The organism is Actinomadura rifamycini DSM 43936, from assembly GCF_000425065.1.
Classification (GTDB): domain Bacteria; phylum Actinomycetota; class Actinomycetes; order Streptosporangiales; family Streptosporangiaceae; genus Spirillospora; species Spirillospora rifamycini.
Genome location: NZ_AULB01000030.1, coordinates 1 through 13,454, shown reverse-complemented (window position 1 = coordinate 13,454; position 13,454 = coordinate 1). Strand labels below are relative to the sequence as shown.

Annotated in this window: 8 protein-coding genes; 7 read left to right on the top strand and 1 reads right to left on the bottom strand. The window is 71.5% G+C overall.

Annotation, left to right across the window (positions count from 1 at the left end; all coding sequences use genetic code 11):
- Positions 1 to 78: 78 nt before the first annotated feature.
- Positions 79 to 1,413, bottom strand: a complete 1,335-nt coding sequence (locus H505_RS44465; RefSeq protein WP_051301187.1) for a hypothetical protein — start codon at positions 1,411 to 1,413, stop codon at positions 79 to 81.
- A gap of 147 nt (positions 1,414 to 1,560) precedes the next feature.
- Between H505_RS44465 and glf the strand changes: the two genes are divergently transcribed.
- The 7 genes from glf to H505_RS44455 form a co-directional block, all read left to right on the top strand.
- Positions 1,561 to 2,733, top strand: a complete 1,173-nt coding sequence (glf, locus tag H505_RS0126370) for a UDP-galactopyranose mutase (protein WP_026404378.1) — start codon at positions 1,561 to 1,563, stop codon at positions 2,731 to 2,733.
- Positions 2,730 to 4,760, top strand: coding sequence for a glycosyltransferase (locus H505_RS0126365; protein WP_026404377.1), 2,031 nt, complete (start codon positions 2,730 to 2,732; stop codon positions 4,758 to 4,760). Before glf ends, H505_RS0126365 begins: the two co-directional genes overlap by 4 nt.
- Entirely contained in the window at positions 4,757 to 5,728 is a 972-nt protein-coding gene (locus H505_RS50085; protein ID WP_157433135.1) for an ABC transporter permease, read from the top strand. Before H505_RS0126365 ends, H505_RS50085 begins: the two co-directional genes overlap by 4 nt.
- 2 nt (positions 5,729 to 5,730) lie before the next feature.
- On the top strand, positions 5,731 to 6,492 hold the full coding sequence (locus H505_RS50080) for an ABC transporter ATP-binding protein (protein ID WP_026404375.1): 762 nt from the start codon (positions 5,731 to 5,733) through the stop codon (positions 6,490 to 6,492).
- A gap of 131 nt (positions 6,493 to 6,623) precedes the next feature.
- Positions 6,624 to 9,287: a hypothetical protein gene (locus H505_RS0126350; RefSeq protein ID WP_211238569.1), complete on the top strand. Its 2,664-nt coding sequence runs from the start codon at positions 6,624 to 6,626 to the stop codon at positions 9,285 to 9,287.
- Entirely contained in the window at positions 9,274 to 11,487 is a 2,214-nt protein-coding gene (locus H505_RS49280; protein ID WP_211238568.1) for a class I SAM-dependent methyltransferase, read from the top strand. The genes H505_RS0126350 and H505_RS49280 overlap by 14 nt, the downstream gene beginning before the upstream one ends.
- A gap of 102 nt (positions 11,488 to 11,589) precedes the next feature.
- Positions 11,590 to 13,454 (top strand): transthyretin-like family protein (locus tag H505_RS44455; RefSeq protein ID WP_211238567.1); only part of this gene is annotated, 1,865 nt, incomplete at its 3' end.

Genomic DNA, 13,454 nt, shown 5'->3' with positions numbered 1-13,454 from the left:
GTCGGTGCTCGTCTGGTGCTCGTCTGATGCTCGTGTCGGTGGTCGGTCGTGTCGGTGGGGGCTCGTGCGTGCCCGGGGTCAGCGGTGCGTGTTCGGGTCGGGGTCGGCGCGGGCGGCGATGTCCTGCAGCAGCCGGTAGGCGCCGCGCAGCTGCCCCCGGACGGCCGGGTAGCGGTCCCCGACCTCCCGCATCGCGCGGACCGTCCGCGGCACGGACTCCTCGGCCAGCACGTCCGTCACCTCCCGCAGCAGCGCGGCGTCCGCGCCCATCTCCGCGAGCCGCTCGGCGGCGGGCACGTCCGGCCCGGCGACCCGCGCGGCGCGGTCCTCGGCGTCGCGGAGCCGGGCCAGCAGCGTGGCGACCGCGTCCAGGCCGACGTCCGCGACGTCGGACCAGACCGGTGCGTCCGGGTCGGGCGCGGGCGGCAGCCACTTCGCGGTGCCGGGCCCCACCATCGGGATCAGCTCGTACAGGTCGCCGACGACGTCGTAGCGGGCGGCGCGCAGCCGCTCGACGGTCTCCACGGCCAGCTCCGTCGCCCACGGGAGGTGCTCGGCGGGCAGGACGGTCTTCGCCGGCGACGGCCGCGCCGCCAGCACCCCCTGCGCCAGGTTGAGCTTCACTTCCGCGTTGTGGACGTGCCACCCCACCCGCTCGCGGTCGAGGGCCCGGTTGAGCCGCAGCAGCCACTGGGTCTCGGCGAGGCCGAGCGACGGGTTGTCGAACGGGGCCGCGAGGTCGTAGGCGTCCGGGTCGAGGCGGACCGCCTCGCAGAACCGCCGCCACAGCAGGTCGCGGGGCGCCCCCGGGCGCGGCAGCGTCACCACGTGGACCCGCTCGCGCGGCAGCGTCCCGCCCCACCGGCGCAGGACGTCCACCGGGTCCTGCAGCCCCCAGAACAGCCGCGACATCTCGAACGCCTTGCGGTCGGGCTGCTTGAGCGTCGCGACGAACTCCGAGAACGAGGTGTCGAACCGGTTCTTGACGTCCTCCTGCCAGTGCGCCGGGATCTGCCGGGCGAGGTCCCGGACGGTGAACACCACGTGGACGTCGGCGAAGCCGAGATCGGTCAGCGCGCGCCGCACGTACTTCATGCGGGCGGGCGCGAACAGCTCCTGCGAGATGATCGCGTCGCGGCCCCACTCGCGGCACTCGTCCACGAGCCGCCGCCACGAACCCGGGACGGACGGGTCGGACGCCCCGGAGAAGAACGTGTGCCGCAGGTCGAACGCGGCGCGGACGTGCGCGGCCTGGTCGGCGCCCGGATACAGGACGCCGTGCTCGCGCAGCCGGTGCCGGTTGTGCCAGAGGATCTGCTGCAGGTACGTCGTGCCGCTCTTGGCCGCCCCGACATGCAGGAAGACCGCCGGGCGGGTGCCCCGCTCGGCGCGTCCGGAATGGGACGAGATCACCGCGTTCCTTGATTCCTGCACCGGTATCGATCGAACCCCGGGTATCTTAGCCCCAATCTGTGGCAACGGACCGGCTGGCGACCCACGTGCAGCGGGTCCCGCACACCGGGTTCTGCAAACACCCCCGCCGGATGGACGCCCCCCTGTATGAACGTTGATCTCGTGGTGGCCGGCAGCGGGCTGTTCGGGCTGACCGTCGCCGAACGCTGCGCGGCCGACCTGGGCCTGCGCGTGCTGGTCCTGGACCGGCGCGACCACATCGGAGGGAATGCCTACAGCGAGGACGAGCCGGAGACCGGCATCGAGATCCACCGCTACGGCGCCCACCTCTTCCACACCTCCAACGAGCGGGTCTGGGAGTACGTCAACCGCTTCACCGCCTTCACCGGCTACCGGCACCACGTGTACTCCCGGTACCGCGACCGCATCTACCCGATGCCGATCAACCTCGGCACCGTCTGCGAGTTCTTCGGCCGGGCGTTCACCCCGGACGAGGCGCGCGCGCTGATCGCCGAGCAGGCCGCCGAGGTCACCGACCCGGCGAACCTGGAGGAGAAGGCCGTCTCGCTGATCGGGCGCCCGCTGTACGAGGCGTTCATCCGCGGCTACACGGCCAAGCAGTGGCAGACCGACCCGCGCGACCTCCCGCCCGAGATCATCACCCGGCTGCCCGTCCGGTACACGTTCGACAACCGGTACTTCAACGACACCTACGAGGGCCTCCCGGTCGACGGCTACACGGCCTGGCTGGAGCGGATGGCCGACCACCCGAACATCGAGGTGCGGCTGAACACCGACTTCGCCGACCTGCGCGACGACGCCGTCGGCAACGTCCCCGTCGTCTACACGGGCCCCCTCGACGCCTACTTCGGGCACGCCGAGGGCGAGCTCGGCTGGCGCACCCTCGACTTCGAGATGGAGATCGCGGACACCGGCGACTTCCAGGGCACCCCGGTCATGAACTACGCCGACCAGGACGTCCCGTACACGCGCATCCACGAGTTCCGCCACTTCCACCCCGAGCGCCGCGACCGCTACCCGTCCGACCGGACGGTCATCATGCGGGAGTACTCGCGGTTCGCCGGGCGCGGCGACGAGCCGTACTACCCCATCAACACCCCCGGAGACCGCGAGAAGCTCCGCGCGTACCGCAAGCTCGCCGCCGCCGAGGAGGGCGTCCTGTTCGGCGGGCGGCTCGGCACGTACCAGTACCTGGACATGCACATGGCCATCGCGAGCGCGCTCAGCATGGTCGACAACCGACTGCGTCCCCATTTCGCCGAGGGTTCGCGTCTCATCAGTGGAGGTGCAGACGAATGAGCGACATGGGAGCCCGCGACGACCTGAGGGTCCTGCAGCGCGTCGTGCTGCCGGTGGACCGCGACCTGGACGTCCTGAAGCTGTACGTCGAAGGGGAGATCGGGCGCGGCGCCGAGGCGTTCGCCGCGGAGGCCGCGGCCGAGGCCGGCGAGGCCGGCGGCGCGGGCGGCGGCGTCGGGCGCCGCAGCGTCGTCGTCCCGGTCGGGCGGCGCGTGTCGTTCGCGACGTACTTCAACGCGTTCCCCGCGAGCTACTGGCGCCGCTGGACGTCGGTGGACGAGGTGTTCCTGCGGGTCCGCGTGCGCGGGCAGGCCACCGTCATCGTCTACCGGTCGAGCGCGAAGGGGCACGTGTCGCGCGTCGCGTCCGTCCGGGTCGACAGCGACGACGCCCACGAGGAAGCATTCCGGCTGACGCTGAGCCCGTTCATCGACGGCGGCTGGTACTGGATGGACATCCTCGCGGGCGAGCGCGACGCCGTCCTCGAACGCGCCGACTGGTGCGCCGAACCCGGGGACGTCCGGCAGGGCCGCGTCAGCCTCGGCATCACCACCTTCAACCGGCCGAAGTTCTGCGTCGACCAGCTCGTCGCGCTCGGCGCCGCCCCCGAGGTCCTCGACGTCGTCGACGAGGTCTTCGTCGTCGACCAGGGGAACCAGAAGGTCCGCGACGACGAGCGGTACGCGGACGCCGCCGCCGGCCTCGGGTCCCGGCTGCGGCTCATCGAGCAGCCGAACCTCGGCGGATCCGGCGGGTTCTCCCGCGCGATGGACGAGACGCTCCGGTCCGGCACCAGCGACTACGTGCTGCTCCTCGACGACGACGTCGTCACCGAGACCGAGGGCATCCTGCGCGCCGTCGCGTTCGGCGACTTCGCCCGCACCCCGACGATCGTCGGCGGGCACATGTTCAACCTGTTCGTCCGGTCCCAGCTGCACGCGTACGGCGAGGTCATCGCGAAGTACCGGTGGTGGTGGGAGGAGGCCGAGCACACGCGCCGCGAGCACGACTTCGCGCTGCCGCCCGCGCCGGCCCTCGACCCGGACGCCAAGCCGAAGACCAGCTCCGGCGGGCTGCTGAAGACGCCGTGGCTGCACCGCCGCGTCGACGTCGACTACAACGGCTGGTGGATGTGCCTCATCCCCACCGACGTCGTCCGCAAGGTCGGCCTGTCGATGCCGATGTTCATCAAGTGGGACGACGCCGAGTACTGCGTCCGCGCCGGCGCGGCCGGGTTCCCGACCGTGTCGCTGCCCGGGATGGCCGCCTGGCACGTCCCCTGGCAGGACAAGGACGACTCCATCGACTGGCAGGCGTACTTCCACGAGCGGAACCGGATCGTCACCGCGCTGCTGCACTCCCCGTACGAGCGGGGCGGCAACCTGGTGAAGGAGAGCTACATCATCTCGGTGAAGCACGCCCTCGCCATGCAGTACTCCACCGCCGAGCTGATGCTCTCCGCGATCGAGGACGTGCTGACCGGCCCCGAGCACATGCACGCCGGGATCCGCACCAAGCTCGCCGACGTCAACGCGTTCCGCGCCGCGTTCCCCGACGCGCAGAACCGGCCGAGCCACGAGGAGTTCCCGCAGATCCGCAACGCCCGCCCGCCCAAGCGCGGGCGCACGCCCAAGCCGCCCGCCGGGCGGGCGAACGTGCTCGCGACCGCGATGCTCGGCGCCGTCAAGCAGCTCCGGCCCGTCGACCCGGCCGCGCACGGCAACCCGCAGACCGTGATCCCGCACATCGACCGGCACTGGGGGCTGCTGTCGAAGTTCGACAGCGCGCTCGTGTCGTCCGCCGACGGCACGAAGGTCGCCTGGTACCAGCGCGACCCCGAGCGGTTCAAGCGGATCCTCAAGCGCACGTCGCTGCTGCACGCCCGGCTCAGCCGCGAGTGGCCGCAGCTGAGCGCCCGCTACCGGTCCGCGATGGACGAACTGGCGTCACCGGACGCGTGGCGCCGCACGTTCGAGGCGTCCGAGCCGTCCGGCGGCGCGGACGGGCCGGGGACCGGGCGCCGATGACGGCCCGCCCCGCCGCGAACCACCCGGCGCGGCCCGGCGCCCCGGTCGCGCACCCTGCCGGTGCGGACGGCCCGGGCGGCGACCGCGCGCACGGGCGGCACCGCGCGGCGCCCGTCCCGCGCGACCCGGGGCTGCGGCCGCCGGGCGGGGACGGCGGGCTGCGGCAGACCCTCCGGCACAAGTACCTGCTCCGGCTCCTCGTCCGGCGCGAGCTGCGCGCGCGCTACAAGGGGTCGCTGCTCGGGCTCGGCTGGTCGTACGTCCGTCCGGGCGTGCACTTCTCCGTGTACTTCTTCGTCGTCGGCGTGTTCCTCGGCATGGACCGCGCGATCGAGGACTTCCCGATCTACCTGTTCTCGGGGATGGTCCTCATCCACCTGTTCACCGAGACGATCCACTCGACGACCCGCTCGGTCACCGGCAACGCGGCGCTGATCCGCAAGGTGTTCCTGCCCCGCGAGCTGTTCCCGTCGGCGTCGGTGCTCGTCTCGCTCGTGCACTTCGTGCCCGGCATGCTCATCCTGCTGTGCGGCGCGATCGCCGCGGGATGGCGGCCGACGCCGGGCGGCCTTGCCGCCGCCGTCCTCGGGTTCTCGATCATCCTGACGCTCGGGCTCGGCCTCGGGCTGCTGTGCGCGGCCGTCAACGTGTTCTTCCGCGACCTCGAGCAGGTCGTGGACATCTCGATGCTCGTGATCACCTGGTCGGTCCCGATGATCTACCCGTGGACGCACGTGCAGACCCACGCGCCCGCCTGGGTGCTCGACGTGTACCTCATGAACCCGCTGGTCAGCGCCGTGTCCCTGTTCCAGAAGGCGTTCTGGCTGCCCGGAACGCGCGGGGACTTCGCGCTGCCGCCCGACCTCTACCTGCACGCCGGGATCTCGCTCGCGCTCAGCCTGCTGGTGTTCCTCACCGGCCGCGCGGTGTTCGCCCGCGCGCAGTCGCGTTTCGCCCAGGAGCTGTAGAAGTGCCCGCTTCCATCGTCGTCGACTCCGTGACCAAGCACTTCACGCTGCGGCACGCCCGGTCGATCAAGGAGATGAGCGTCCGGGCGCTGCGCCGGCAGCCGCTCGCGAACCGGTTCAAGGCGCTGGACGACGTCAGCCTCACGTTCGCGCAGGGCGAGACGGTCGCGCTGATGGGGCTCAACGGGTCCGGGAAGAGCACCCTGCTCAAGATGATCTCCGGGGTGCTGAGCCCGGACTCCGGCGAGGTCCTCGTCCGCGGCCGCATCGCCGGGCTCATCGACGTCGGCGCCGGCCTGCACCCCGAGCTGACCGGCCGCGAGAACGTCTACCTCAACGGCGCCATCCTCGGCATGCCGCAGGCCGAGATCCGGCGCAAGTTCGACCAGATCGTCGACTTCTCCGGCGTCGAGCGCTTCCTCGACGACCAGGTGAAGTTCTATTCGTCGGGCATGTTCATGCGGCTCGCGTTCTCGATCGCCGCGCACACCGAACCCGACGTGTTCCTCATCGACGAGGTTCTCGCCGTCGGCGACCCGCCGTTCCGGCAGAAGTGCCTCGAGCGCATCCGCGAGCTGCGCGGCGAGGGACGCACGATGGTGATCGTCGCGCACGACATCAAGATGCTCACCGGACTGTGCGACCGCGGCGTCACGATGGAGCACGGGCGCGTCCTGTTCGACGGGCCGACCGAGCAGGCGGGACGCCTCGTCCGGGAGGCCCGCGCCGCCAAGCGCGCCGCCCAGGCGGTCGCGCCGTCCTGACCGGGAAACGGAATCCAATGGTGACCACGGGATGTAGCAGACGGATACCGGCAACTGCTCAGATAAGGTGACCCCGGTCCGCGGCCGGCGCCCGCGGTGACCTGCCCCGAGTCCAGAGAAGAGGTGCGGTGTTGACCAGACAGGAAATCGGTTGTCCGCTGCTCGACAACGTTCACCGGATCATCGCCGACCGCGCGTGCACCGTCCTGTCCCTGGACATCTTCGACACCGTCCTGTGGCGCCGCGTCCCGCGCCCGGCGGACGCGTTCGCGCTGCTCGGCGCCCGGCTCCGCGAGGCCGGGCTGTGCCCGCCCTGGGTGACCGACGCGACGCTGCGGCGGATGCGGATCCTCGCCGAGGAGCAGGCGCGCCGCGGCCGCGACTCCCTCGGCACCGAGGTGTCGCTGTTCGACATCTGGCGGGCCATGCCCGAGAGCCCGTTCGGCGGCACGCCGATCGAACGGCTCGTCCGCGCCGAACTGGACCTCGAACGCGAGCTGACGGTCGTCGACCTCGACATCGCCGCGCTCGTCAAGGCCGCCCGCAAGCAGGACATCACGGTCATCCTGGTGTCCGACACGTACTTCACCGAAGACCACCTGCACCACCTCCTCGACCGTCCCGAACTCGGGTCGATGGAGAACGTGCGGATCTTCCGGTCGAACCAGCACGGCTCCGCCAAGGCATCCGGGCTGTGGGACATCGTGCTCCGCGACCTCGGCGCGAGCCCCGAGCAGATCGTGCACATCGGCGACCACGAGGTCGCCGACGACGAGGTCCCCGCCGAACTCGGCATCCGCACCGTCCACTACCGGCGGCTGGACGACGCCTTCCGCGGCGTCCTCGAACGCGAGCGCGAGCCCGTCGAACCGTTCGGCGACCACGCCCCCGACCTCGACGAGCGGCACGGCGACTTCGGCCTCACCAGCCTGCGCGCCAAGGCCATCGCCTCCGGCGGCCCGCACGGCACCTCCGCCCTGGACGTCGCGTGGCGCTACGGCGCCGCCGTCCTCGGCCCGGTCCTGACCGGGTTCGCCGAATGGTGCGCGGCGCGCGCGCACGAGACCGGCACCCGCCGGCTCTACTGCTCCATGCGCGAGGGCGAGCTGCTGTCCGAGCTCATCAACGAGGCCGCCGCCGCGCGCGGCTGGGACGTCGAGGCCCGCCCCGTCTGGCTGTCCCGGTTCGTCACCTCCATCGCGGGCCTCGACCCGTTCGACACCGACGCCGTCCACCACTTCATCCGCAGCGGCTACCAGCTGACCGTCCGGCAGGCCCTCTCCGTCCTCGAACTGCAGGCCGGGGACGTCCCGGGCCTCGCCACCGAGCTGAACACCGTCATCGACAACGGCGACATCGCCGACCGCGTCGCCCGCGCCCTCACCGAGACACCCCACCTGTGCAACCGGCTCGCGGTGACCGTCACCGCCGCCCGCGAGCGGATGATCCGCGCGCTGCGCGCGACCGGCGCCCTCGACGAGCCCGAACTCACCCTCGTCGACCTCGGCTGGGGCGGCACCATCCAGCGGCAGCTCGCGAAGGCGCTGCGGATCGCGGGCCTCGACGTCGTCCCGTCCGGCCTCTACCTCGCCACCAACACCCGCGCCGAACGCCTCTACGTCGAGGGCCTGCGCGCCGAGGGCTACCTCGCGCAGGCCGGGCACCCCGCGAAGGTGTCGGCGACCGTCACCCGCAGCCCCGAGATCGTCGAGCAGTGCGTCAACGCGCTCTGCGGCTCCCTCATCGGCTTCACCGAGGACGCGGCCCCGGTGCTCGGCGAGACCGCCGACTCCCCGTCGCAGAACGCCGAGCGCCGCACCGTCCAGGAGGGCGTCCTCGCCTTCCAGCGCATGTGGAACCGGCAGGTCGCCGGCGCGGACGGCGACTGGCCGAGCCTCGCGCACCCGGAGGCGGCCCGCGACCGCCTCTCCCGCATCCTGGTGTCGGCGCTGGAGTCCCCGACCGCGGACGAGGCCGCCGTGTTCGGCAACTGGGTCCACGAGGACAACTTCGGCTCCTCGCAGGTCACCACCCTGCTGCCCGCCGACCTCAAGCCCGCCGTCCCCTACCTCGCCCCCGGCGACCTCGACGACCTGCACATGCGGGACTCGTTCTGGCCCGCGCTGATCGCCGCGTCCGACACCGGCCTCGGCGCCATGGCCCGCGCCATCGCCGACGGCGCCCTCGACGCCGAGGCGTTCGACCCGGCGGGGGAGAAGTACGAGACCCGGCTGCGGTACCGGACGTCCGACGACCGCTGGCACGAGGAGATCCGCCGCCGCGTCCGCATCAACCACAACGGCCTGTCCTTCGCCCGCCTCGCCTTCGAGCACCACGACACCGTCGACATCTCCATCGCGATCCCGGGCCGCCCCGCGATCGTCCGCGTCGACTGGATCGAGGCCAAGGTCATCGCCGGCGGGCGGCGCCGCGAGCAGGTCCTGCGCTGGGACAGCCCCGAGGACTTCGTCGGCCTGCACTACGCCGACTGCCGCTACCTCGGCGGCAACCTGATGGAGTTCGACACCCCCTACGCGGCCGTGTGGCTGCCGATCGCCCGCCGCGCGGGCGCACCGGTGGTGTCGTCCGCGCAGATCACCGTCGCGTTCGCGATGCTCCCGCAGTCCATGACCGGCATGGCCCCCCGCATGCCGCTCGACAAGCACGCGACCAGAGCCGCCCGGGCGGCGCGGCTCACCGACAGGCTCCGCGAGGAGTACCGGACGCTCGGCGTGAAGGGCGTTGCCGCCGGCGCCGGGCGAGTGGCCAGGAGGAAGCTCGGTGACGCGAAGTGACCCCGGTGCCGGACCCGGCACGAACGAGACCGGCGCCCAGGAGGCTTTCCCGGAGGACGCCCTGAGCACGCCCCCGGAGGACCCGGTGGAGCCGGTGGAGCCCGCGGTTCCGGAGGCCCCCGTGGAGCCCGTAGCGGCGGAGGCGGAGGAGCCCGCGGAAGCCGTCGAGCCCGTGGGCGAGGCGGCGGAGACCCCGGAACTCGTGCGGCCGGGGGACGAACCGGACACCGAGCCGGTCGTCCGCAGCGCCGCCGCGAAGCCGAAGCGGACGGCGTCCAGGAAGGCCGCCCGCAAGAAGGCGGCCGTGCCGGACGAACCGTCCGGGATCGTCGCGACCGGGTTCGCCGGCACCCGCGACGAGCCGCACCGGCAGGCGCGCCTCGCCCGCGAGCAGCCGCTCCTGCTCCACTCCATGTCGATCTTCCGGAGCCTGTTCGAGGCGATCGCCCGGTGCCGCGAGATCGGCACGGTCGTCGAGGTCGGCGTCGAGTCCGGCCGGACCAGCGCGGTGTACGCGGACCTGGGCGCGACCGTCCACTGCGTCGAGCCGAACCCGACCGACGAACTGCGGGCCGTCCTCGCCGCCGACCCGCGCCTGCACCTGGTCGAGGGCCGCTCCCCGGACGTCCTCGGCGAACTGCCCGCCGCCGACCTGTACGTCCTCGACGGCGACCACAACTACGCCGTGGTCCGCGAGGAACTCGCCTGGATCATGAAGAACGCCCCCGACGCCGTCGTGGCCCTGCACGACGTCCTGTGGCCGAGCGGGCGCCGCGACATGTACTACCAGCCGTCCCCCCTCGCGGCCGAGGACGCGCACCCGTCCACCGGCGGCGGCCCGACCGTCTGGCACGACGAGGTCACCCCCGTGGGCTTCGCAGGCATGGGCGCCTACACGGTCGCGGCGCACGCGGGCGGCGAGCGCAACGGCGTCCTCACCGCGGTCGAGGACGCGCTCGTCGAGGGCGGCGGCGACTGGCGCTTCGAGATCGTCCCGGCCGTGTTCGGGCTCGGCGTCCTCGCCCGGTCCGGCTCGCCCGGCGCGGCGGAGATCTTCGCGGCGCTGCGGCCCTACACGTCGTCCGACCTGCTCGCCGCCATGGAGAACAACCGGATCGCGCTCTACACCCGCATCCTCCAGCTCCAGTACGAGGCGGAGGCGCGCACCGAAGAGGCGACCCGCATGGCCGAGACCATCGCGGCCCAGCAGCAGGAGATCGACCGCTTGGGCGGCGGAACCGGCCGCCCGGCCGCCGCCGCGGCGGCCCCGCGGCGGGACGAGCCCGCCGCGCCGAAGGAAGAGCAGCCGAGGAGCGCCGAAGTGTCCGACTACGTCTCGACGGTCGCCGTGCACCACGACACCTGGGGGACCTTCCTCGAACCGGACGCCTCGATCGCCGACCTCGAGAACCCGCACGAGGTCCTCGGCATCCCGATCCTGAGCGGCCACCACGCCGACCTCAAGGCGTTCGCCGGGTACAACACGGTCTTCGACCGCATCGCGGACCGCGTCGCGGGCGTGAACCTCGCGTACGAGGACCAGTGCAGCGCGAACCACTACTTCGACGTGTTCACCCGCATCGAGCGCGACCACCGGCACGCCACCCGGATCGTCGAGGTCGGCGTGTTCATGGGCGGCTCGTCCACCGTGTTCGCGGGCTGCGTCGAGCCGATGGGCTTCGAACTCGACCTCGTCGACGTCAACCCGGTCTACCTGCAGTTCGCGTACGAGCGCATCCGCCGCACGTTCCCGGGGGCGACGCCGCGCGTCCGCATGTTCTACGGCGACCTGCCGACGTACGTCCAGAAGGTGCTGCTGCCCGAGACCTCGGCGCGCGCGATCGTCCACCACGACGGGGCGCACGACTTCAACCAGGTCGTCAAGGACATCAGCTCGCTGTACTTCGTCCGGGACCGGGTGCACAGCCTCGCGATCCAGGACACGCACCTGCGCGGCCTCATCGAGCACTTCAACTTCGTGGACGCCGCCGTCTACGCGATGTTCGGCGTGGACGTGAAGTACGAGCCGGTGGGCGCCCGCTACGAGGAGGGCTCGTCGGTGACGAACCCGAACCAGTGGAACGGGAACTACTTCCTCGCGGGGATGTCGGAGGGGATGTACATCCCGTTCGAGGGCGTCGAGTGGAAGTACCCGCACCCGTCGATGGACCTGGAGACCTTCCTGCCGGTGAAGCGTTGACCACGCACGTCACCGTGCCCGAAGCGTGACCGTCCTACCGGTCAACCAAGATCGTTAAGTGGGCGTCTCCACGGAAAACCCCCGATCCGTGGAGGCAACCCCTTGCCCCGAATACGAAGCCTGGCCGTCCTGACGGCCCTGATCGTCGCGGTGACGACGTTCCTCGTCCCCGCGGCCGCCCGAGCCGACGTCACCGACGTGAACCTGTCGGTGGCGTTCGACCGCCTGTCCGCCGACCGCGTCGCCACGGTGACCCTCGAGGCCAAGTCCGCGAGCGGCATCACCGGCGTCGAGGCGGCGGTCGAGCAGCTGGCGAACGAAGAGTGGACGCCCATCGCGACGATGCCGCTCGCCCGTACCGGCGGCACCGCGAACGACGGAACCTGGACGGCCGAGTACCGGACGGACATCGAGGCCCACCCGGGCGGCACCAGGTTCGTCGCGGAGATCGCATCGGCGGACGGCACCACGCTGACCACCGAGGCGAAGTACATCGACAACTGCTATCAGCTGACCATGACCGACCTCACCAGTTCACCCGAGGTCATCGACGCAGACACTCCGGTGACGGTCGAGGGGCGAGTCCTGGTGCAGCGGACCCGAGACGCAGAACCCGGACCCGCGCCGGACGTCGCGGTCACGACCAGTGGGTCCTCGGTCCGGACGAGGGCGGACGGCTCGTTCACCTACACGACCGGCTACACCGAAGACGCGGTCCGTCCCAAGGCGGGGCGCGAGCCGGAACTGTGCACGGTGATGGGGGCGGCTCCCGAACCCGAGATCGAGAAGCAGTCGGTCAAGCTGTCGGGGCGGATCGTCACCCCGATGCCGGTCGAGGCCGGTTCCACCGTGGTCGTGGAAGGACGCCTGGAGCGGAACGGTGCCGACGGCCTCGTCCCGGTTCCCGGCGCGGTGGTGAGCGGGCAAGTCGTCTCGGGGCCTTTCAGCAGGGCAGGGCGGTCGGTCTACACCTCCGAGGACGGTGGATTCCGCCTGTCGCTTCCCGTTGAAGAGGCCGGTCGGCTGAGTCTGGACAGCGAGGAGAACGACCTCCTGGAGAGCGGCCTGACCGACGCGGGGGCGCTGTCGATCGGGGGAGACTCGCGGATCGTCGGCTTCGACATGAAGCCGTCCCCCGTCGGCTATCACGAGATGATCCATGCGACGGGTCGGCTCATGGCCGGTTCCGAGCCGATCGCGGACGCCCAGGTGAGGCTCGAGTACGCTGACACGACCTATGCCTGGTGGGACACAGCCTCGTACGTCAGGACGAACAGCGAGGGGTACTTCGACGTCCAGAGCCCTCGGACGCTGCAGGACGGGTACTGGCGTGTCCACTATGTGGGTTCCGGCGGTAAGACTCTCGCCATGAGCGACGTCCGCCACGTCGAGGTCAAGTACGGGACGAGGCTGGACGGCTACACCGCGACGGCGGGCGCGGGCGGCGCGGTCACGATCCAGGGCGAGCTGGTGCGCCTCAAGGACGGGGAAGAGCCCGCGAGCGGGCTGCCGGTCTACGTCTACTTCATGGCTGACGGACAGTCGACCTGGGAGTTCCAGGGGACGACCGAGGTCGGAACGGACGGGACGTTCGGCAAGCAGTTCAAGACCGACAAGAACGGCTACTGGACGGCGGCGTTCTGGGGCGACGACGACCACATCAGGTCCAACGCGCCCATCGCGCACGTGAAAGTTCTCGGGAAGTACACGACGGAGTTCGCCGAGTTCGGCGCGTCCCCGTCGCCCGTGGCGGCGGGTGAGCCGATCACGCTGAAGGGGCTGCTGACCCGTTCCGTGGACGGCGGCGCGGCCGAGGCCGCCCCGGGCAAGCCGGTCTACGTCTACTTCCTGCCCGCCGGGGCGACCGAGTGGGTGGAGAAGGCGGTCGTTCAGACGGGCGCGGACGGGCGGTTCGAGAAGGCGTTCGCGGCCGAGGAGGACGGCTACTGGACGGCGTGGTTCTTCGG

What these genes read in the sequence shown, in the direction of transcription:
- glf (WP_026404378.1), top strand. Translation starts at nt 1,561, where the DNA reads ATGAACGTTGATCTCGTGGTGGCCGGCAGCGGGCTGTTCGGGCTGACC.
- H505_RS0126365 (WP_026404377.1), top strand. Translation starts at nt 2,730, where the DNA reads ATGAGCGACATGGGAGCCCGCGACGACCTGAGGGTCCTGCAGCGCGTC.
- H505_RS50085 (WP_157433135.1), top strand. Translation starts at nt 4,757, where the DNA reads ATGACGGCCCGCCCCGCCGCGAACCACCCGGCGCGGCCCGGCGCCCCG.